The 20,295-nt window shown below is 68.5% G+C and carries 17 protein-coding genes and 1 riboswitch; of the genes, 4 read left to right on the top strand and 13 right to left on the bottom strand.

Annotation, left to right across the window (positions count from 1 at the left end; translation table 11 throughout):
• On the top strand, window positions 1-2,063 hold a 2,063-nt coding region (alaS, locus tag B3E43_RS08545), incomplete at its 5' end, for an alanine--tRNA ligase (RefSeq protein WP_292028450.1).
• Here the strand turns inward: alaS and B3E43_RS08540 are convergent.
• The 3 genes from B3E43_RS08540 to B3E43_RS08530 all read right to left on the bottom strand — a co-directional run bounded on the left by B3E43_RS08540 (window position 2,060) and on the right by B3E43_RS08530 (window position 4,803).
• Entirely contained in the window at window positions 2,060-2,620 is a 561-nt protein-coding gene (locus B3E43_RS08540; protein ID WP_292028447.1) for a DUF2939 domain-containing protein, read from the bottom strand. The genes alaS and B3E43_RS08540 overlap by 4 nt on opposite strands.
• 77 nt (window positions 2,621-2,697) lie before the next feature.
• Window positions 2,698-3,372: a DUF2939 domain-containing protein gene (locus B3E43_RS08535; RefSeq protein ID WP_292028445.1), complete on the bottom strand. Its 675-nt coding sequence runs from the start codon at window positions 3,370-3,372 to the stop codon at window positions 2,698-2,700.
• A gap of 216 nt (window positions 3,373-3,588) precedes the next feature.
• Window positions 3,589-4,803, bottom strand: a complete 1,215-nt coding sequence (locus B3E43_RS08530; protein ID WP_292028443.1) for an NADP-dependent isocitrate dehydrogenase — start codon at window positions 4,801-4,803, stop codon at window positions 3,589-3,591.
• Window positions 4,804-5,172: 369 nt separating this feature from the next.
• Here B3E43_RS08530 and B3E43_RS08525 point away from each other — a divergent pair, with 369 nt between their 5' ends.
• Window positions 5,173-6,081 (top strand): NAD(P)/FAD-dependent oxidoreductase, encoded by a 909-nt coding sequence (locus B3E43_RS08525; protein ID WP_292028441.1) that lies wholly within the window; start codon window positions 5,173-5,175, stop codon window positions 6,079-6,081.
• Here B3E43_RS08525 and B3E43_RS08520 read toward each other — a convergent pair.
• Complete coding sequence (locus B3E43_RS08520; RefSeq protein WP_292028440.1) at window positions 6,074-7,081, bottom strand: serine hydrolase domain-containing protein; 1,008 nt, start codon at window positions 7,079-7,081, stop codon at window positions 6,074-6,076. The genes B3E43_RS08525 and B3E43_RS08520 overlap by 8 nt on opposite strands.
• Window positions 7,082-7,429: 348 nt before the next feature.
• Entirely contained in the window at window positions 7,430-7,591 is a 162-nt protein-coding gene (locus B3E43_RS08515; RefSeq protein ID WP_292028439.1) for a hypothetical protein, read from the bottom strand.
• A gap of 96 nt (window positions 7,592-7,687) precedes the next feature.
• Here B3E43_RS08515 and B3E43_RS08510 point away from each other — a divergent pair, with 96 nt between their 5' ends.
• Window positions 7,688-8,608, top strand: a complete 921-nt coding sequence (locus B3E43_RS08510) for a LysR substrate-binding domain-containing protein (protein WP_292028438.1) — start codon at window positions 7,688-7,690, stop codon at window positions 8,606-8,608.
• Here the strand turns inward: B3E43_RS08510 and B3E43_RS08505 are convergent.
• From B3E43_RS08505 to B3E43_RS08475, 7 genes are all read right to left on the bottom strand, one after another.
• Complete coding sequence (locus B3E43_RS08505) at window positions 8,595-10,385, bottom strand: DUF885 domain-containing protein (RefSeq protein WP_292028436.1); 1,791 nt, start codon at window positions 10,383-10,385, stop codon at window positions 8,595-8,597. The genes B3E43_RS08510 and B3E43_RS08505 overlap by 14 nt on opposite strands.
• Window positions 10,386-10,405: 20 nt before the next feature.
• The gene (locus B3E43_RS08500; RefSeq protein ID WP_292028433.1) at window positions 10,406-12,202 is read right to left on the bottom strand and encodes a DUF885 domain-containing protein; all 1,797 of its coding nucleotides are present in this window, start codon (window positions 12,200-12,202) and stop codon (window positions 10,406-10,408) included.
• Window positions 12,203-12,272: 70 nt separating this feature from the next.
• The gene (locus B3E43_RS08495; protein ID WP_292028455.1) at window positions 12,273-14,105 is read right to left on the bottom strand and encodes a DUF885 domain-containing protein; all 1,833 of its coding nucleotides are present in this window, start codon (window positions 14,103-14,105) and stop codon (window positions 12,273-12,275) included.
• Window positions 14,106-14,178: 73 nt separating this feature from the next.
• On the bottom strand, window positions 14,179-16,233 hold the full coding sequence (gene cckA / locus B3E43_RS08490) for a cell cycle histidine kinase CckA (protein WP_292028431.1): 2,055 nt from the start codon (window positions 16,231-16,233) through the stop codon (window positions 14,179-14,181).
• A 75-nt stretch (window positions 16,234-16,308) separates the two neighbouring features.
• Complete coding sequence (locus B3E43_RS08485) at window positions 16,309-17,400, bottom strand: Glu/Leu/Phe/Val family dehydrogenase (protein WP_292028454.1); 1,092 nt, start codon at window positions 17,398-17,400, stop codon at window positions 16,309-16,311.
• A gap of 140 nt (window positions 17,401-17,540) precedes the next feature.
• Complete coding sequence (locus tag B3E43_RS08480) at window positions 17,541-18,557, bottom strand: alpha/beta fold hydrolase (RefSeq protein ID WP_292028429.1); 1,017 nt, start codon at window positions 18,555-18,557, stop codon at window positions 17,541-17,543.
• Window positions 18,558-18,585: 28 nt separating this feature from the next.
• Window positions 18,586-18,906, bottom strand: a complete 321-nt coding sequence (locus B3E43_RS08475; RefSeq protein ID WP_292028427.1) for a DUF3253 domain-containing protein — start codon at window positions 18,904-18,906, stop codon at window positions 18,586-18,588.
• Window positions 18,907-18,955: 49 nt separating this feature from the next.
• On the opposite strand from B3E43_RS08475, the gene B3E43_RS08470 reads away from it, so the two are divergent.
• Complete coding sequence (locus B3E43_RS08470; protein ID WP_292028426.1) at window positions 18,956-19,390, top strand: PaaI family thioesterase; 435 nt, start codon at window positions 18,956-18,958, stop codon at window positions 19,388-19,390.
• A 22-nt stretch (window positions 19,391-19,412) separates the two neighbouring features.
• Here B3E43_RS08470 and B3E43_RS08465 read toward each other — a convergent pair whose 3' ends face one another.
• The gene (locus B3E43_RS08465) at window positions 19,413-19,982 is read right to left on the bottom strand and encodes a TetR/AcrR family transcriptional regulator (protein WP_292028424.1); all 570 of its coding nucleotides are present in this window, start codon (window positions 19,980-19,982) and stop codon (window positions 19,413-19,415) included.
• Window positions 19,983-20,145: 163 nt separating this feature from the next.
• A riboswitch (SAM riboswitch) is annotated at window positions 20,146-20,267 on the top strand.
• The last annotated feature ends 28 nt before the right edge of the window (window positions 20,268-20,295 follow it).

Here is a 20,295-nt window from a genome sequence, read left to right as displayed (position 1 = left end):
TCTGGAACCTCGTCTTCATGCAGTACGAGCAATTGCCCGGCGGCGAGCGCGTCCCCCTGCCCAAGCCGTCGATCGACACCGGCATGGGGCTGGAGCGGATCGCCTCGGTGCTGCAGGGCAAGAATTCGGTGTTCGACACCGACCTGTTCCAGACCCTGATCGCGGCCTCGGCCGACGCCACCTCGACCGATCCGAACGGCGAAATGGCCGCCAGCCACCGGGTCATCGCCGACCATCTGCGCAGCTCGTCCTTCCTGATTGCCGACGGCGTCACCCCCTCGAACGAAGGCCGCGGCTACGTCCTGCGCCGGATCATGCGCCGCGCCATGCGCCACGCCCACCTGCTCGGCGCCGCCGACCCCCTGATGCACCGGCTGGTGCCGACCCTCGTCTCGGAGATGGGCGAGGCCTTCCCCGAGCTGAAGCGCGCCCAGGCCTTCGTCGAGGACACGCTGAAGCAGGAAGAGATCCGCTTCCGCACCACCCTCGGCCGCGGCATGGGCCTGCTGGAGGACGCCTCGCGCGACCTCGGCGAGGGCGGCGTGCTGTCGGGCCAGACGGCCTTCACCCTCTATGACACCTACGGCTTCCCCCTCGACCTGACCCAGGACGAGGCCCGCCGCCGCGGTTTCACCGTCGACACCGACGCCTTCGACGCCGCCATGAACGAACAGAAGGCCCGCAGCCGCGAGCACTGGACCGGTTCGGGCCAGACCGCCTCGACGGGCGAATGGCTGGCCCTGCGCGACCGTCTCGGCCCCACCGTCTTCACCGGCTATGACGCGGTCGAGGGATCGGGTGAGGTTCTCGCCATCGTGCGCGACGGCGCGTCGGTCGACGACCTGTCTGCCGGCCAGACCGCCGAGGTTCTGTTCGACCAGACCCCCTTCTATGGCGAAGGCGGCGGCCAGGCCGGCGACAAGGGCGAAATCGAATGGACCGACGCCTCGGGCCAGCAGGGTTCGGCCACGGTCCTCGACGTCCAGAAACATGCCGGCGACCTGTTCGCCCACCGTATCGAGGTGACTACAGGCACGCTTGGCATCGGCGCCCGTGCGCAGCTGCGCTCCAGCGCCCAGGCCCGCCTCACCACCCGCGCCAACCACTCGGCCGCCCACCTGCTGCACAAGGCGCTGGCCAATGTCCTCGGTGGCCACGTCGCCCAGAAGGGCCAGATGGTCGACGCCGAGCGGCTCCGCTTCGACTTCAGCCACAACGCCCCCGTCACCGAGGACGAACTGGCCCGGATGGAGGATGAAGTGAATGCCGTCATCCGCCAGAACCTGCCCGCTGAGACGAAGATGATGGGCCCGCAGGAGGCCATCGCCGCCGGCGCTGTCGCCCTGTTCGGCGAGAAATACGGCGACGAGGTCCGGGTACTGACGCTCGGCCGCGATCTGGCCGAGGCGGACAAGCCCTATTCCGTCGAACTGTGCGGTGGCACCCACGTCGCCCGCACCGGCGACATCGCCCTGTTCAAGATCGTCTCCGAAAGCGGCATCGCCGCCGGCGTGCGCCGTATCGAGGCCCTGACCGGCGAGGCCGCGCGCCAGTTCCTGCTGGCCCAGGCCGGGGTGGCGAAATCGCTGGCCCAGTCGTTCAAGGTCCAGGTCGCCGACGTCCCGGCCCGGGTCGAGGCCCTGACCGCCGATCGCCGCGCGCTGGAGAAACAGGTCGCCGAGCTGAAGAAGCAGCTGGCCCTTGGTGGCGGCGGTTCCGCCAATGCCGCGCCGGAAGAGATCAACGGCGTCAAACTGATCGCCCGCGTCCTCGACGGCGTCGACGGCAAGGGTCTGCGCGGCGTGGCCGAGGACTTCCGCAAGCAGGTCGGTTCGGGCGTCGTGGCCCTGATCGGCGTGACCGAAGGCAAGGCCGCCATCACCGTCGCCGTGACCTCGGACATGGCCGGAAAGGTCAATGCAGCCGACCTGGCCCGCGTCGCCGTGATCGCCATGGGCGGACAGGGCGCCGGCGGCAAGCCGGACTTCGCCCAGGGCGGCGCGCCGGATGGGTCGAAGGCGGAAGACGGCCTCGCGGCGGTTCGGGCGGCGCTCGCCGACTAGGCTGCCGGCGACGTCTGCAGGTCCACCGCCGCCAGCTTCCAGTCGAACAGGCCGCGCCGCTCCAGGATCAGGGCCAGGTGGTCGTCCGGCTGGTCCCGGTCGGTCAGGGTGACGGCGAACTCATTCAGACTGCGGTACCCCCAGGCCTGATGGATGTCGTCGCCGTCAGCCTCGTCGCCGGCCGGCTCCGGCGGCGGCCGGCGCGTCGGGTCGGGGGCCTCGGCCGTCGTGACCATCCGGGCGACCACCTCGGGCGTGACCACCGCATCGACCGCCCCGGACAGGATCATCGGCGCCAGCATCATGCCCAGTCCGCCCAGACCACTGTCGGCGACGCGCGGGTCGCGGCTCATGCGCGCCATCAGTTCGGCGTTGAGCTCGGACTTCAGGCTTTCGCGCAACGACGGGAAGTCGACCAGCTGCTCAATCCTGTTCTCATCCCCGGCCTTGGCCGCGCGGATCAGGGCCTGCGCCGCCAGCACGGGCGCGGCGGCCCATGCGATCCCGAACAGGGCTAAGGCCCCGACGGCAATGCCGACGATCAGTGACTTTTTCATGCAACCCTCTGGCGTCGTAACGCCTCCCTACCGCTACGGTTGCCCGAGTCGCGCAGGGTCGCCAAGAGGCGGCGGCGTCAGCCGGCCTTACGCCCGCTCTGCTCGACCTCGGGTGCGGCTTGAGGCGCGGGAGCAGGCGCGACGCCATCGGGCAGGCCGATATGGACCAGCTCCCACGCGAACGGCCCCTTGCGCTCAAAGGTGAAGACCGTCTCGGACCCGCCCTCGTCGGCGACGCTCATCCGGGCCCGGTTCATGCCCCAGTAGACCGGCTGCGGCATCGGACCGCCGGTGTTCGTATTGTCCGGCGACGGCAGGCCGCCCTCAACGCGCTGCGAGGCGTACCGGCCCTCTCCCCGGGTCAGGGCTGCAAGGGCAGCGGGAGTCAGATAGGCGTCGACATCCGGCGTCCGCGGCGCCGTCGCCTGTTCGATCTGGCGGCGCACGGCGCCGATGGGGTCTTCCAGGAAGGTGGGCGCCGGGGCGGAAGCCGCGGGATTGCCGTCAAGCTGCGGCCGCAGCGACTGGCGCACGGCGGGATAGTCGATCAGCCGCTCAAGACCGGCGGCGTCGCTGGCCTCGGCGGCGGAACGGATGCCGAGGAAGGCCACGTACGGCGCAACGACGAAGACGACGGCCGCCATCAGAAGGAGGAACAGGACCAGCTTTCCGAACAGCCCACCGCCCCCGCGCCGCCGCTTCCGGTTGCGGGCCCATACCGGCTGATGGTGCTCGTCGGATGGCGCGTTCAAGATCGTCTTTCCCTCGTGAGGGGACATCAATGCACAGGAAAAGCCGCGCTCCAACGTTCCTTCTCCCCTTGCGGGAGAAGGTGAGCCGCGCAGCGGGCCCATGAGGGGTCGCGCCGGCCTGGCCGACAGGTGTGAAACCCCTCACCCGACCGCACCAGAACGACTGCTTCGCAGTCGTGCGCGGTCTCCCTCTCCCGCAGGGGGAGAGGGCTCGGATCAGGCCTTCATCGCGACGGTCAGGTTCTCGGCCACCTTGTCGAGGAAGCCCTCGGTGGTCAGCCAGCCCTGCTGATCGCCGACCAGCAGCGCCAGGTCCTTGGTCATGTAGCCGGCCTCGACGGTCTCGACGACGACGCGCTCCAGCGTCTCGGCGAAGCGCGCCAGTTCGGCGTTGTCGTCCAGCTTGGCCCGGTGCGAGAAGCCGCGCGTCCAGGCGTAGATCGAGGCGATCGAGTTGGTCGAGGTCGCCTCACCCTTCTGATGCTGGCGATAGTGGCGGGTGACGGTGCCGTGGGCGGCCTCCGACTCCAGGATCTTGCCGTCCGGCGTCATCAGCACCGAGGTCATCAGGCCCAGCGATCCGAAGCCCTGGGCCACCACGTCGGACTGCACGTCGCCGTCGTAGTTCTTGCAGGCCCAGACGAAGCCGCCCGACCATTTGATGGCCGCGGCCACCATGTCGTCGATCAGACGGTGCTCATAGATCAGGCCGGCCGCCTTGAACTGGTCAGCGTATTCCTCGTCGAACACCTTCTGGAAGATGTCCTTGAAGCGCCCGTCATAGGCCTTGAGGATGGTGTTCTTGGTCGAGAGATAGACCGGGAAATTGCGACCCAGACCGAAGGCGAAGCTGGCGCGGGCGAACTCGGTGATCGAGTCATCGAGGTTGTACATTCCCATGGCCACGCCGGCCGACGGGAACTGGAATACCTCATGCTCGATGACCTGACCGTCGTCGCCGGTGAAGGTCATCATCAGCTTGCCGGGGCCGGGAACGAGGAAGTCGGTGGCCTTGTACTGGTCACCGAAGGCGTGACGGCCAACCACGATCGGCTGGGTCCAGCCGGGCACCAGACGGGGCACATTCGAGCAGATGATCGGCTCGCGGAAGACCACGCCGCCCAAGATGTTGCGGATCGTGCCGTTGGGCGACTTCCACATCTTCTTCAGGCCGAACTCGGCCACGCGGGCCTCGTCAGGCGTGATGGTGGCGCATTTCACACCGACGCCGTGCTTCTGGATCGCCCTGGCAGCATCGATCGTCACCTGATCGTCGGTGGCGTCGCGGTGCTCCATGCCCAGGTCGTAGTAGTCGAGTTCGACGTCCAGGAAGGGGAAGACCAGCTTGTCCTTGATCATCTGCCAGATGATGCGGGTCATCTCGTCGCCGTCGATGTCCACGATGGGATTGGCGACCTTGATCCTGGTCATGCGGGTTCGCGCCTCTGATTGGGAATGGGGAGTGTGGCGGGCGGTATAGCGGGGCGCGCGGGCGGGTGCAAAGGGCGGCGTCCCGGAGGTTAACCCTGCCTCGAAAAAGTCTTCCACAGCCAAGGTGAACCGCCCGGCTGCGCGGCGGTTCTGATGACCGGAAGCATGTGTGGGGGCGTCTCTCTTGGATAGCGAAACAAGGGCGCTGGTTCAGCGCTGGATCATCGCATTCTGTGAAGCGCCGGTGCTGATCGACGCCGAGCTCATGCGGCGTGTACTGGACGACACGGAGGCCGCGAAGGGACGCGAACGCCCGCAAGCGGCCCTGACGGATTGCATCCGCGCGGAGGGAAAGTGATCGTGGCTCCCATGAGCGATGAACCCGAAGTCCTGATTGTCGGCTCGGGTCCGGCAGGTCTGACGGCGGCGACCTATCTGGCGCGGTTCAGACGGCGGGTGCTGGTGGCCGACGGCGGAGCGCCGCGGGCCTGCTGGATCCCGGTCAGCCACAACATGCCCGGCTTCCCGCAGGGGATCACCGGCGACGCCATTCTGAAACGGATGACCGAACAGGCCGAGGAATACGGGGCGGTTATCGAGGCGGGGCGGATCGAGCAGCTGACGCGCGACGGCGCCGGCTTCGTGGCCCGTCTGAACGGCCGGGAGATGAGGGTGCGGGCGGTCCTGCTGGCTACCGGGGTGGTCGATCATCACCCTGACCTTCCGGGCGTGGAGCGGGCCATCGAGCGGTCCCTGGTCCGCATCTGTCCGATCTGCGACGGCTTTGAAGCCATCGACAAGGCGGTGGCCGTGATCGGCAATGATGACAAGGGCGTGCGCGAAGCGGCGTTCCTGCGCACCTACTCCGACCGGGTCACCCTGATCCATGTCGGGCCGGACGAAGCTTCGATCGCGACCGATGAGCTGGGGCGGCTGGGGATCGAATTGATCCGCGCGCCAATCGACAATGTCCGGCTGGAAGGCGACCGGGTGACGGCGCTGAGCTGGGGCGGGGCCTTTCGCACCTTTGATCTGGTCTATTCGGCGCTTGGAACATCGCCGAACGCTGGACTGGCCGAGGGGTTGGACGCCCGGACCGGCGAGGACGGCCGACTGATCGTCGATCCGCATCAGGCCACCAGCGTCAAGGGTCTCTACGCTGCCGGGGACGTTGTGCGGGGCCTGAACCAGATCGCTGTCGCCTCGGCCGAAGCGGCGGTGGCGGCTACGGCCATTCACAATGCCCTGCGCGAGGCGGACGGCTGGACCGTCAGTTGAGGATCAGCCGCAGGAAGGCCGCGTCTGACCAGTCCGTGCCGCCGCCGGCCAGCCTCGCCAGAATGCCGTCAGCCTGACGCACGACGACCAGATCGCGATCCGGGATCAGGTACAGTCGCTGATCGCCCGCGCCGGCCGCCATTCTCACAGTCGGCAGACCCGCGAGGGCGGCGGCCGAGGAATCGATGGGGGAGCGCGGGCTGGGCGGAACCAGACCCGGACGGAGCAGCCACCAGGTCAGGCCGTAGCCGGGGTTGGCGGGAGTCGGGCGGAAGCAATCGGCCAGCGCCTGCGCATCAACGATCGCCCGGCCCTCGACGCGGCACCCGCCCTGCACAAAGGCGCCGAAGCGGGCCCAGTTGCGGGCGTTGAACTGAGCGCCGGATGGCAGATTGGCCTGACCGGCCTGACGCCGCCAAGACCCATGCGTCACCCCGGCGGGCCGCAACAACCGCTCGTCGATGAAGGCCAGCACGTCGTCGGGCCGCCCGGCCGCTGACAGCTTGCGGCGGACGATCTCGCCGAACACCTGAAACGGGGTGGGCCCATAGCGGAACACGCCCGGCGCCCCGGCGAAGGGCTGGGCGACCGACGCAGCATAGGTCGAAGGCCGCCCGATGGAGCCGCCGCCCACGCCGGAGGACAGACTCAACAGGGTGCGGATCGTCGCCGAGCGCTTGACCGGGTCGTCGCCCCATTCGGTCAGGGTGTCCGCGCAGGCCTCATCCAGGGTCAGCAGGCCGTCCTGGACCATGGCGGCGGCCAGCACGCCGCTGAAGCTCTTGGTGCCGCTGGCCAGTTCATGCGTGTCGCCGGCGCTCGAGCGAGGATAGTCCTCGAACAGGACGCGACCGCCCTGCATGACAAGGAAGGACACGCCGCGCCTCTGTGCCGAATAGTCGGCGGCTGCTGCATAGTCGCGGCTTTGGGCCCAGCCCTGTTCAGGCGCAATGGCGACAGCCGCTGCACCGAAAAACACGCCGCGTCTGTCGATCTGCATGGCCTGCTCCTGCCGCCGGTCAGGACTGGAACGGTAGGCTTCCAGCGCTTCCGTCGCCAGACATAGCTCGACCCGAACCCCGGGAGCAGGAGACTCCGGAGTTCGGGCCACGACCCCGAGGGGGCCGAAGGTCACGGGCGGGGGAAGGGTGGTCTCCTGCGGCGGACCGGATTCAGGGAACCGTCAGCGGCTCGGCGGCGGCACAATACGGAGCGGCATGCGCAGGAGCTGACGGGTTCGGCTAGTGCGCCAGTCGTGACGATTCCGCGCCCAGTCCCATGCAATTTCCTTATGGGTGCGGTGAACGTCTTCCATCCTGGCTTCCCTCGGCCTGGTTTCGGTATTTTGTCAGGCCGACCAGCCGACGGGCGAGCGCCCACTCCAGGGCGTCACGACCAGTCCGCGCGGCCGCGGCGCTTTGGACCGGCGCTTCATGCTTGCCAATGCTTCGACGATGGCGCTGAGCAATCCCGAGTAATCTTCCTTGTGGGCGGCGTGGACGTTTTCCATCACGGCCTCCTCTGTTGTTGTTGCGATGACGAATATCTAGGCTTGACGAGACGACCCCACAAACCAGATGATCGCGTCAAACCACAAGGATACCTTATGGCTGACCCGCTCGCCGGCATCCCCCTCGCCTCCATTCGGGTGTTCGAGGCAGCCGCCCGTCTGAAGAGCTTCACCCGCGCAGCCGAGGAACTGGGCATGACCCAGGCCGCCGTCAGCTGGCAGATCAAGGCGCTGGAGGGCCGGCTGGGCCAGAGCCTGTTCCGTCGCCTGCCCCGCGAGGTCCAGCCGACCGAGGGCGGCGAACGGTTGTCCCGCGCCGCGACCGAGGCCATGACCCTGCTCCGCCGGGCCGTCAGCGACCTGACCGAGGCCGACGAGCACATCCTGTCGATCACCACCCTCGCCTCACTGGCGGCCCAGTGGCTGGCACCGCGGCTGGGCGGCTTCCAGGTTGCCAATCCGGGTCTGGCGGTGCGGCTGGACACCAACCCCAACCTGCTCGACATCTCCCGCGAAGGGTTTGACGTCGGCATCCGCTCCGGCTCCGGCGACTGGCCCGGGATGGAGAGCCAGCTGCTGATGCCCAGCGTCTTCACCCCGGTGTGCAGCCCGGCGATGGCCGAGCGGCTGAAACTGGTCGAGCCCGCCGATCTGCTGGATGCGCCGCGCATCGGCATGGAGAAGGAATGGGCCGCATGGTTTGCGGCGGCGGGCGTCAGCGGCGGGACGCAGCCCATGAGCCGTCTGACCGCCGACTATCAGGTGCTGGAGGTCGCGGCCGCGCTCGGCGACCAGGGCGTGGCCCTCGCCTCGCCCATCCTGTTCGCGCGCGAGCTTCGCAACGGTCTGCTGGTGCGCCCCTTCAGCCAGACGGTGTCGTTCCACACCGGCTATTATCTGGTCTGGCCCGAGGGTCGACGCCGGTCGCCCAAGATCGCCCGCTTCCGCGACTGGTTGGCGGCCCAAGCCGACGCCGATCCCACCATCGTGGAGGCGCGGGCGATCAGGCCCGCATGAGGCCTTCCAGCACCGCCAGCGGCACGGAACCGTTCAGCAGCACCCGGTCGTGGAAGGCCTTCAGGTCAAAGCCGGGACGTGCCTCCGCCTCGGCCCGCAGGCGCGCGATCACCGTCTGGCCCAGCTTGTAGGAACAGGCCTGGCCGATCGAGACGCAGTAGCGGTCGATCTCCTTCTCGGCCGACTCCGGCGGCTCGCCGCACTCCTCGATCATGTAGCGAATGGCCTGATCGCGGCTCCAGCGCTTGTGGTGCAGGCCGGTATCGACCACCAGCCGGACCGCCCGGAACAGATAGGACTGCAGATATCCCACCCGCCCCAGCGGATTGCCGGCATAGACATCCAGATCATCCGCAGCGACGCGCTCGGCATACAGCGCCCAACCCTCGTTGAAGGCCGAGTTGCCGGCGACGCGGCGATAGATCGGCAGGCTGCCCGCCTCGCGCGCGACCGTGATCTGGAAATGGTGACCCGGCGAGGCCTCGTGGTAGGTCAGGGTCGGCAGACCCCATTTGGGCCAGTTCGCCGTGTTCGACAGGTTGATATAGTAGGCGCCCGGCCGCGTCCCATCCAGCGAGGCGGCCTGGTAGTAGCCGCCCGGCGCGCCCAGCTCGATAGACGGCGGCACGCGACGGATTTCGACCCGTGCGCCGGGCAGGGTGTTGAACACCCGCGGCAGCAACGGCTCCAGCGCCTCCATCTGACGGTTCAGTGACCCGATCAGCTCGATCTTGGCCTCGTCGGTGTTGGGCCAGAGGTGCTGCGGGTCCTCGCTGAGGGTTTTGATCCGGCTGCCGACCGAACCCTCGGTCATACCCATGCCCTTGAGGATCGTATCGATCTCGCCCTGGATGGCGGCGACCTGCTCAAGGCCGATGTCATGGATGTCCTGGGCGCTGTAATCGGTCGTGGTGAAGGCGCGCAGCGCCAGGGCATAGGCCCTGGCGCCCTGCGGCAACTTCCAGGCCCCCGCATCGTCGGTCGCATGCGGGCGCTGGGCCTCGAAGACAGCGATCTGGCGGGTCAGGGCCGGCTTGATCTCGCCGTCGATCACACTGGCGGCCTGGGCGCCCCAGTCGCCCATCATGTTGCGCTCGTCCGTCTTGCGGATCAGCGCCTGCAGCATGGCCATGTCATAGGCCGGCGTGTCGCGCAGGGTCCGCAGCTGGGTCAGGGTCTTGTCCATCAGGAACGACGGCAACATGACGCCGAGCGCGGCGTCGGCTGTGATCCGCTCGCTTTCCTGATCCAGCAGTCGCGCGAAGGCGGACAGCCGCGAAATGAAGGCCTCGGCGTCGGCCTCGGTCTCGAGCCGGTGCTGGTTGGCCATGAAGTCCGGCACCGAGAAATAGGCCCCCGACCGCTGGGTCACGACATAGGGTCCGCCCCCGCCATAGGGGATGTCCGCCGCCAGGGCCGCGCCCTCGGCGGTGAAGCGATAGACGGCCAGCGACACCTTGGCCTGATCCGACAACCCTTCCTCCGACACCGTCCGGATTTCGGCCCAGCGGGCGCGGGCGCGGACGCGGTCGGCTTCGGCGTCGGCGATCCCGGCCTGACGCAGCTGACCCGACAGGGCGGCGCGCGTGCCCCGGTCGAGGCCGAGGTTGGTCGCATACTCGGGCGACAGGTCGACATTCTCCTCGAACCAGCGGGTCAGCATGGCGTCGAGGCGGGCGTCAGCGGGCGACATCACCGGGGCCTGTGCGGCGACCGGCAGGGCCGCCATCAGGCCGAGGCCGGCGGAGGACAGCATCAGGCGGCGGCGGTCGATCATGCTCTGGCTCCGGAGACTGGTCAGGCCATCGCCGCGCGGACACGCCGTTCGAGGATGGTCAGCGGGATGTTGCCGCCGTCGATCACGGCGGCGTGGAAGCGTTTCAGGTCGAAGCCCGGCCGATCCTTCAGACTGCCCCGCAGGGCGGTGATGAAGGTCTCGCCGATCTTGTAGCTGCAGGCCTGCCCCGGGGCGACGCAGTAGCGTTCGACCTCGGACTCGTTCGGATCGCTCACATTCTCGGCGAAATACCGGATGGCCCGCTCGCGGCTCCAGTCCTGGGCGTGCAGGCCGGTGTCGACGACCAGACGGCAGGCGCGGAACAGGAAGCTCTCCAGATAGCCGATGCGGCCGAAGGGGTCCCCGTCATAGACGCCCAGCTCATCGGCCAGCCGCTCGGAATACAGGCCCCAGCCCTCGCCATAGGCGGAGAAGCCCCCGACCCGCCGGTAGATCGGCAGTTCGCCCGCCTCGCGCGCCAGGGCGCCCTGGAACAGGTGGCCGGGCGCCGCCTCGTGATAGGTCAGGGTCTTCAGCGTCCAGCGCGGCCACTCCGCCGTGTCGCGCAGGTTGATGTAGTAGATCCCGGGCCGCGACCCATCCAGACTGCCGCCCTGGGCATAGCCGCCCGGCGCCCCGGCCTCGATCGCCGGCGGGACGCGGCGCACCACAAAGTCGTTGCGCGGAATGCGCGGGAAGACTTCGGGCATGCGGGCGCGGATCGACGCCATCTCGGCGTTCACAAAGGCCAGCAGCTCCTCGCGCCCGGCGTCCGTATTGGCGAAGCGGAAGCGCGCCTCGGTGCGCAGTCCGGCCAGCCGCTCGGCGACGGTCCCCTGCGTATACCCCTCGCCCTTCAGCAGGACGTCGATCTGGCTCTGGAGGTCCGCGACCTGTTCCAGACCGATGCGGTGGATGTCGACGGGCGAGTAGTCGGTGGTGGTGAAATTGCGCAGATTGAGGGCGTAATAGGCCTCGCCGTCCGGTATGCGCAGGACGCCGGCCTGATGGCTGGAACGAAGCCGCAGGGCCTCGACCGCCTCAATCTGGCGGGTCAGTGCATTCCGCACCCGACCGTCGAACAGTCGGGCAGCGCCTTCGCCGAAATTCGGCAGGCCCTTCTCGGTGCTCCGGCGAACCAGCGATCGTACCATGGCCTGATCTTCGCCGGGCTGGTCGCGCAGGGCGATCAGCTGCAGCCGGGTCTTGTCGAGCACGAAGTCGGGCGCGATGACGCCCATCTCCGCATTGGCCAGCATCCGCTCCGTGTCCTGGTCGAGCGCGGTCGGGAAGGCATCGAGTCGGTTCAGGAAGCCCACAACGTCGTCGAGGGTCTCGATCGGATGGGTGCTGTCCAGAAAGTCCGGCACGGCGGCGTAGGCGCCGCCCAGCTGCGACACGCCATAGGGAGTCTGCCGCCAGCCGTCGGGCGTGTGCCAGGGGAAGCGGGCGTAGTCGACGGCCAGTTCCCGCTGGAACAGGGCGACGTCATAGCTCAGCCGCCCTTCAGGCGAGAGGGCCTCGGCGTTGATGCCGCGAAGCCGGTCCAGCCGCTCGCGGTTGCGCGGTGCTTCCGCCTGGAAGGCCGCGACCGAGCGGTTATTCAGCTGGCCCCGCTGCGCCGCGCGCGAGCCGACGTCGAGCCCGAGAGAGGTGGCGCTCTCGGGACTGCGATTCAGCCCGTCCTCGAATTGGACCAGCAACAGGGCATGCAGCCGGGCGTCTTCGCTCGCCGCGGGCGTCTGGGCCATGGCGGGCATGACCGCCGTCAGGCCGAGGCCGGCGGAGGTCAGCATCAGGCGGCGGCGGTCGATCATGGAGACTCCTTTGGCTGCAAGGTCCGGCTCCCCGCTCCGCTCAGGCGGAGCAGGGAGTATCGGCTCCGGCTCAGGTCCGTTGCGACGCGATCCAGTCGGTCATGATCTTGTCCAGTACGGTCAGCGGCACGCCGCCGGCATTCATGCCCGCGTCGTGGAAGGCCCTGATGTCGAACCGGTCGCCGAGAGCCGCCTGGGCCCGGGCGCGCAGCTCGACCCATTTGTTGTGACCGACCTTGTAGCTGGAGGCCTGACCCGGCCAGACGCAGTAGCGTTCGACCTCGGTGGTGACCGCGGTTTCGGAATCGCCGAGGGTCTCGACCATGTAGCGGATGGTCTGTTCGCGGCTCCAACGCTTGTGGTGCAGGCCGGAATCGGCGACCAGCCGGGTGGCGCGGAACAGCAGCGACTGAAGATAGCCGATCTGGCCGATCGGATTGCCCTCATAGACGCCCATCTCGTCGGCCAGCTGTTCCGAATACAGGGCCCAACCTTCCGAATAGGCCGAGAAGCCCAGAACCTGCATCAGCAGAGGCCGACCCGGCTGTTCCTGCTGCAGGGCGATCTGGTGGTGATGGCCCGGTGAGGCTTCGTGATAGGTCAGGGTCGGCAGCTGCATGCGCGGCCATTCCGACGTGTCGCGCAGATTGATGTAGTAGGCGCCCGGCCGCGATCCATCGAGCGCCGGCGAGTTGTAATAGCCGCCCGGCGCGCCCGCCTCGATGAAGGTCGGCACCCGCCGGATCTCGACCGGCGCGACCGGGATGCGGCCGAAATACTCGGGCAGCCGAACGGCCATCTCGGCCATCTGGGCGTTGAGGTCAGCCAGCAGCTGCTCCTTGCCGGCGTCGGTGTTGGGATAGAGCTGGCTGGGGTCCTTGCCGAGGGCGGAGATGCGCTCGCCGACCGTACCCTGGCTCAGCCCCTGGGCCTTCAGCAACACATCGGCGCGGGCCGAAAGCTCGGCCACCTGCTCAAGACCGAGGGCGTGGATCTCGGCGCCCGACAGGGTTGAGGTGGTGTAGCTGCGGATGCCCCAGTCGTAATAGGCCTCGCCGTCCGGCAGCCGCCAGACGCCGGCGTCGTGAGTGGCCCCGGCGCGGCGCGCGCGCATGGCCTCGGCCTGACGGCGCAGGGCCGGATAGACCTCGCCCTCGACGATCCGCTGCGCGCGGGCGCCCCAGTCGCCGGTCAGGTTCTTCTCGCCCGCGCGGCGCACGATGGAGGTGGTCAGGACCGACTGACCCGCCGGGGTGTCATAGAGGTTGGCGAGCTGCAGCAGGGTCTTGTCGATGACGAAGTCAGGCGGCACCGCCCCGGCGGCGAAGTCCGCCTGCATCCGCGCGGTTTCCTGGTCCAGGGCGGTCGGGAAGGCAGCGACGCGCGCCAGATAGGCTTCGGCGTCCTCAGCGGTCTCGATCGCATGCTGGGTGTCGAGGAAGTCCGGAAGGCTCTGATAGGACCCCGTCAGCTGGGAGATGGTGTAGGGTGCGGGGCCGAACCCGCCGCCGCCATAGGGGAACCGCTCACCCATCATCTGGGTCTCGCCGAAGAAGCTCAGGGCGTCGTGGTAGACGCCTTCGGTCGCCGGCAGGGCGGCGCGGTCGATGGCCCGGAGCTGGTCCATCTGGCGACGGAACACGACCCGGTCGGCGTCGATCTTCGCCTGGGAACGGTCGTCGAGGCGCGACTTCATCGCCGCCATCGGCCCCTTGTCCATGCCCAGGGAGGTCAGGGTCTCGGGCGATTCCAGCAGGAAGCTCTGAACGATCCCGTTCATCAGGGCGGTCAGGGCGGCGGAGGCCGAGGCGGCCGCGGCCGGCGTCTGCGCCCGGGCCTGGCCGCAGGCCGCGAGGCCCGCTCCGGCGGCAGCGGTGAACATCAGGCGGCGGCGATCGATCATCATGGCGGCAGGCTCCCTTGGCGCGACGCGGCAGAGGACGCCGCCCGGCAACGAATGGCAAGTTACGGATGCTTCAGCCGGCGTGGAGCTCCTGCTTCACGCGTTCGGCGAGGGTCTTGATGTCCAGCGGCTTGGGCAGGAAGGAGACCCCGACCTCGTCCTGCAACAGGTCCGAGAAGTCGCTTTCGGCATAGCCGGAGATGAAAAGAACCGGGGCGTCGCCGAGGTACTGACGGGCCTTCTTCAGCAGGGCCGGTCCGTCGAGGCCGGGCATGATGACGTCGGAGATCATCATGTCGATGGTCCCGGCGTGTTGCTCCGCCAGTTCCAGCGCCTGTTCCCCGTCCTCGGCCTCGATGACCTCATAGCCGCGCTGGCGCAGCAGGCGGGCGGCGATGCCTCGCACGGCGGCCTCGTCCTCGACGAACAGGATACGGCCGGCGCCCGACAGGTCGCGCGGCGCCTTGGCGACCTTTTCGATCACCGGGGTCTCGGCCAGTTCGGCTTCGGCCGCCTCGGGCAGGAAGATGCGGAAGACCGCCCCACCCTCGGCCGCGTTCGACACATTGATATGGCCGCCGGCCTGTTCGACGATGCCGTAGACAGTGGCGAGGCCCATGCCTGTGCCCTCGTTCACCGCCTTGGTGGTGAAGAAGGGTTCGAAGATCTTGTCGAGCAGTTCAGGCGGCACGCCCGGTCCACTGTCGGCCACCTCGATCAGGGCGACGGCGGCGGTAGGGGCCGCGCTCCAGCCCATCAGTCGCGCCTCGTCGGCGGTCAGGCGTGCGGTGCGGATGGTGACGACGCCCGCCCCCGGTTCGACCACGCCGCGCATGGCGTCGCGCGCGTTGACGGCCAGGTTCATCACCGCCGTCTCCAGCTGGCTCTTGTCGGCCAGCACCACCGGCAGGTCGCGGCCGTAGTCGGTCTCCAGCCGCACGTCCTCGCGCAGCAGGCGGCGTAGCAGGACCGCGAATTCGCCGACCAGTTCGCCGAGGTCCAGCCGTTCGCGACGCACCGTAGACTTGCGCGAGAAGGCCAGCAGCTTGCGAACCAGATCGGCGGCGCGGATGGCGGTCTGGCGGATCTCGTTGAGTCCCTCATACGAAGGATCGCCGACCGGATGGCGTTCCAGCAGGCCCGACAGCTGCAGCTGGATGGCGGTCAGCAGGTTGTTGAAATCGTGCGCCACGCCGCCGGCCAGCTGGCCCACGGCCTGCATCTTCTGGGCCTGCGACAGCTGCAGCTCCATCGACTTCTGGGCCGACACGTCGAACAGCCAGATACGGCGGCGGTCGCCTTCGGGGGCGACATACAGGTGCAGCATGCGGTCCGGATGGGCGCGGGCGACCAATTCGATCGGGCCCGACGAGCCGCCGTCCAGCTTCAGCCGCGCCTCGGCCACGCCTGCCGGATCGAACAGATGGCCGAAGGCGGCGTCGCGGGCGGCGGCGGGGCCGGTCAGAACAGACAAGGCGGCGTTGGGCTCATCCACCTTGCCCGAGAACAGGTCTTCGGCGGCGATCACCGCCGAGCCGAACGGCGCGCCTGCGGCCATGGCCCGGCTTTCGACAGCGTTGGAGGTCGCGGCGTGGCGCGGAGAGACGGCGGCGGCGACCGGCAGCACAGCCTCGGGCGCGGCGCGGACGAGGAACCGCCCCTCCCCGGCCTGGCCGATCAGGACCTCCTGTTCGCGCTCGCCGATGACCACGATGGCGCGGCCCTGTTCGCCGGCCCGGGCCTGGGCGAAGGCCATGTAGAGGGCCGAGGCGGACTTGCCTTTCGGCAGGGCCACGGTCGCGCCGTTGGCCTCGGCCCAGGCGGCGTTGAACGCCAGCACCTGGCCGGTCGACCAGACCAGGGCCGCCGGCTCGGCCATGGCGTCCAGCAGATCGATGGTGGCGTCGCCGATCGGCTTGCGCGTCTCACTGCGGGCGAAGGCGAACAGACCGATCAGGGCCACGGCGCCGACCGTGAAGATCAGCACCAGCCCCGGCGCACTGGTCGGATCGGCGCGGAACGCCGGATAGGCCAGGGCCGCGACGGCGACCACGAAGCCGACCGCCATGACGATCAGCAGCGGATCGAACGGACGGCCCTTGGTCGAGGTCAACGCGGTTGCGGTCATGGCGCCTCAGCCCGAATCAGCACGGGAAGCATGCGCCATAGTGTTCCGTATGCGCCCGGTGCGCGAATCCGGCTGTCAGGCCGCCTTGCGCTGCTCGGCCTTCAGGTCGCGCGCGGCGTTGATGCGGGCCTCGGCGATGGCGTCGGCGATCTGGTGCGTCGGCCGCTTTTCGACCGCCGAACGCTCCAGCACCTCTTCCAGCGTGTCCATCAGGCGTGACAGCTTGGTCTCGACCCAGGCCGGATCATAGGCGCCGCCGCTCTGACGGGCGCGCAGTTCGGAAGCCACATTGATGATGCCGCCGCCGTTGACGACATAGTCGGGCGCGTACAGCACGCCGCGCTCGAACAGGATCTGGCCGATGTCCGGGGTGGCCAGCTGGTTGTTCGCGGCGCCGACCACCGCCTTGACCGTCAGCCGGTCCAGCGTCTGCGGGTTCAGCGTCGCGCCGAGGGCGCAGGGGGCGTAGATGTCGGCCTTGACGTCATAGATGGCGTCGGGGGCCACGATCTCGGCATTGGTGCGGGCGGCGACCTCGGCCAGCAGGGCGGTGTTGACGTCGGTCATGATCAGCTTGGCGCCGGCGGCGTACAGCTTGTCGGCCAGATAGCCGCCGACGTGGCCGATGCCCTGGACCGAGACGGTCAGGCCGGTCAGGTCGTCCTGGTTCCACAGGCGTTTCGCCGCCAGCAGGGTCGAGCGATAGACGCCCTCGGCGGTGACCGGGCTGGGGTCGCCCGAGGCCTCCGGACCGTCGTTCAGGCCCAGCACATAGGGGGTAACCTTGCGGGCTTCGGCGATGTCCTCGACCGAGACGCCGACGTCCTCCGCCGCATAATAGAGGCCGCCGAGCGTATCGACCGCCCGGCCGAAGGCGCGGAACAGTTCGGGCGTCTTCTGGGTGCGGCTGTCGCCGATGATGACCGACTTGCCGCCGCCCATCTCCAGGTCCGCGACGGCGTTCTTGTAGCTCATGCCGCGCGACAGGCGCAGCACGTCCTCCAGGGCCTCGGCGCTCGACGCATAGTTCCACATCCGGGTTCCGCCGCAGGCAGGGCCGCGAGCGGATGAGTGAACAGCGATAATGGCGCGGAGGCCGGTCTTTTCATCAAAAACCGCGTGCACGCCTTCGTGGTTCGCGAAGGACGGGGAATCAAACAGCGTCATGCTCACTTGGGCGTCTCCCGGGGTATTTTTTGTTTGGGCGGCTGATACGCCGGGACGCTTAACAGGGCAAGCATGGCGGTTTCGCGACGTTGGGGCCGAGGGTCGAGGGGCAAAGCTGATCCGCGCTGATCCCGTCTTCCCTAGTCCCTCGCCTCTCGTCCCTCGTCCCTGAGTTCAGGCAGCACAGCCCCCGCCCCCGACGGCAGCGGTGCGGCGGCGTCCCGCAGCCAGGCCTCGACGTCGCGGTACATGACCTCGGCCTGGAGATCGCGGTTCAGGATGTGCCAGCCGTCCGGATAGAAGCCGGTGCGGAAACCGGGCCGGTCTCCCGCCCGCTCAAGCGCGCGGCGCATCGGGTCCGGCCGGATCACATTGTCGTTCGCCCCGTACAGCAGCAGGGTCGGGGCGCGAATGTCGCCGAGTCTCACTGACGCCGTTTCCATCAGATCGACCAGGCCGTACAGGGCGTCGAACCGGGTGGAGATGAGGCTGTTCGGGTCGCGATAGTTGCGGAACAGCTCCATCCGGTTGTCGGACGCCGGAAGCGCCCGGACTGCCCATTCGGGCGCATCGACGGCGCGGTCTCCCATGGCGCGGGCGGCGATCCACAGACCGGCGGAGTTGACCGGTCCCTGCGCCGACCAACCCCAGACGGCGGGGGCCAGAAGAATGACGCGGTCGGCGGCCGGCGGTCGGTCCGAGGCGAAGGCGGCGATCGTCACGGCCCCGCCCATGCTCTCGCCTGCAACGGCGATGACCGCGCGCGGATGGCGGGCGCGGGCCAGGCTGACGGCCGTGCGTACATCCTCGACCATTCGCGCCTCTCCGGCCCAGATGCCGCGCCCCGGCGCCTCGCCGAAGCCGCGCTGGTCGATCACCCAGGTCTCGATGCCGCGCTCGGCCCACCACGGGCCGGCCAGGCGGAATGAGGCCCGCGAGTCGTTCATCCCGTGCAGGGCGACGATAACGGCCCAAGGCTCGCCGCTCTCCGGCGCCCAGCGCGCCAGCGGCAGGCGGGCGCCGTCGTCCATCAGCAGGGCCCGCGCCTCGAGGGCCGGGCCGGCGAAGCCAGCCGGCGGCGTAAGGGGCGGCTGGATCGCGGGCGTGGCGCAGGCGGCGACCGCAAGGACTGTGAACAGAACTGCCAACCAGCGCATCATGGCGTCAGGATGCCATGGGGGCTGATCAGGCGAAGTCGTCATCGTCCTCAACGACGGGCGGCAGGGCCGCCAGCGCTGCGGCCGTCTCGGCCTCGGTCGGCAGGCGCAGGCGGATAACGCCCTTGAAGGCGTTCGGATCGATCGCCTTGCCCTTCTTGGTGATGGTCAGCCTGCCCTGACGCATCAGGGCGAGGGCGCAGTGCCGCACCTTGGGCAGCATCCGCTGCCACTGCTCGGGCTGCAGTTCCTTGGCCACGTCGGCCGGTTCAATGCTCTTGCCGCCGACGCCCTTGGGGTCGGCCTTCGCCAGTTTTTCGAAGATGGCGGTTTCGATGGGGTCGCTCATAGCGCCTGTATGGTGCATTGCGGGAGCAAGAAGAAGGCTGGAGTTTCCCATGGTCGAGAAAGTCACGGTGTCAGAGGGCGAGTTCGCCGGCTGGCAGATGTACGACCTGCACGGCACCTTCGATCAGGTCGTGGGGCCGTTCTACTTCCGGCCGGACCCGGACGGCGGCATGCGCTGCGCCTTCCGCGCCGAGCCCAAGCATATGAACGCGGGCGACCGGATGCACGGCGGCTGCCTGATGACCTTCGCCGACATAGCCCTGTTCCAGACCGCCTATCAGGAGATGGAGGGGGCGTCAGGTGTGACGGTGTCGCTGGATTCGACCTTCATCGACGGCGCCTATGTGGGCGAACTGGTCGAGGCGACGGGCGAGGTGGTGCGGGCAGGCAAGAGCCTGATCTTCGTGCGCGGCCAGATCCATGCCGGCGAACGGGTGCTGATGACGTATTCGGGCGTGATCCGGAAATTTCAGCCGCGCCGCTGAGCCGATACCGCCGCTACCGATGTCAGCCGTCGATGATGCTCTGGAGGATTGAGGCCATCCGGTCGCGCATCCGGTTGCATTCGGCCGAGGTCAGATCGTAGCCGCCGGTGATCTCGCGGCTGACGGTCATACCCATGATGAAGCCTGAAGCGAGGCGGGCGCGGATGGCGGCGTCGGGGCCGCCGACCCACTCCGCGAAGGGGCCGAAGAACCGCTCATTGCCCGCGCGCTGGACCAGTTCCATCGCCTTGGTCGAGCCGATCGAGCGGAGCAGGATCAGCAGGCCGCGCAGCTTGCTCTCGCTCTTGGCCTCAAAGATCGCCTCGTGCGCAATCCGCTGGCCGAAGTCGTGGCGGTCGCCGGTCATCAGGTCCGCGCCGTTTTCACAACTGTCGAGAACCGAGACGAACAGCTCCTCCTTGGAGCCGAAATAGCGGGACACCAGGGCGGCGTCGACGCCGACGTCCCCGGCAACGTCGCGCATGCCGACATCGTCATAGCTCTCGCGCGCGAAGCGCTCGCGGGCGGCGATCAGGATGGCGGCGCGGGTCGCCTCGGCATTCCGGGGCCGAGGCGCGACGTGGCAAAACAATTCGTGATCTCCGCAATAGCCCCAAGAACCCTATGGCTTTGTCATCGCCCGCCGACAAGCGAAAGCGCATCGAACCCGGGCTGGCGACAGGGGCCGAACGCCTCCGGTTTTGCACTGCAACAGGGGGGATTGACGTCGCGGGAAGTGTTCGTCACCGTAACAACACTCATCAAGACCGGCGGAGGGATAGGCCCTTTGATGCCGGGGCAACCTTCCGGGACTTCCCAGTCCCGGAGATGGTGCCAACTCCTGCGAGGCCTCCCCGGAAGCCGCGAGAGATGAGTGAAGCGACGGCCCCCTCACGTCCGGGGAC

Source organism: Brevundimonas sp. UBA2416, assembly GCF_002343105.1.
Lineage (GTDB): Bacteria > Pseudomonadota > Alphaproteobacteria > Caulobacterales > Caulobacteraceae > Brevundimonas.
The sequence above is the reverse complement of the archived record's forward strand: the minus strand, read 5'-3'. Positions and strand labels throughout refer to the sequence as shown.

Coding starts and splice junctions, on each gene's coding strand:
- B3E43_RS08475 (WP_292028427.1), bottom strand. CDS start 18,906: ATGAGCGACCCCATCGAAACCGCCATCTTCGAAAAACTGGCGAAGGCC.
- B3E43_RS08510 (WP_292028438.1), top strand. CDS start 7,688: ATGGCTGACCCGCTCGCCGGCATCCCCCTCGCCTCCATTCGGGTGTTC.
- B3E43_RS08470 (WP_292028426.1), top strand. CDS start 18,956: ATGGTCGAGAAAGTCACGGTGTCAGAGGGCGAGTTCGCCGGCTGGCAG.
- B3E43_RS08525 (WP_292028441.1), top strand. CDS start 5,173: ATGAGCGATGAACCCGAAGTCCTGATTGTCGGCTCGGGTCCGGCAGGT.
- B3E43_RS08485 (WP_292028454.1), bottom strand. CDS start 17,400: ATGACGCTGTTTGATTCCCCGTCCTTCGCGAACCACGAAGGCGTGCAC.
- B3E43_RS08480 (WP_292028429.1), bottom strand. CDS start 18,557: ATGCGCTGGTTGGCAGTTCTGTTCACAGTCCTTGCGGTCGCCGCCTGC.
- B3E43_RS08500 (WP_292028433.1), bottom strand. CDS start 12,202: ATGATCGACCGCCGCCGCCTGATGCTGACCTCCGCCGGCCTCGGCCTG.
- B3E43_RS08520 (WP_292028440.1), bottom strand. CDS start 7,081: ATGCAGATCGACAGACGCGGCGTGTTTTTCGGTGCAGCGGCTGTCGCC.
- B3E43_RS08540 (WP_292028447.1), bottom strand. CDS start 2,620: ATGAAAAAGTCACTGATCGTCGGCATTGCCGTCGGGGCCTTAGCCCTG.
- B3E43_RS08515 (WP_292028439.1), bottom strand. CDS start 7,591: ATGGAAAACGTCCACGCCGCCCACAAGGAAGATTACTCGGGATTGCTC.
- B3E43_RS08530 (WP_292028443.1), bottom strand. CDS start 4,803: ATGACCAGGATCAAGGTCGCCAATCCCATCGTGGACATCGACGGCGAC.
- cckA (WP_292028431.1), bottom strand. CDS start 16,233: ATGACCGCAACCGCGTTGACCTCGACCAAGGGCCGTCCGTTCGATCCG.
- B3E43_RS08505 (WP_292028436.1), bottom strand. CDS start 10,385: ATGATCGACCGCCGCCGCCTGATGCTGTCCTCCGCCGGCCTCGGCCTG.
- B3E43_RS08495 (WP_292028455.1), bottom strand. CDS start 14,105: ATGATCGATCGCCGCCGCCTGATGTTCACCGCTGCCGCCGGAGCGGGC.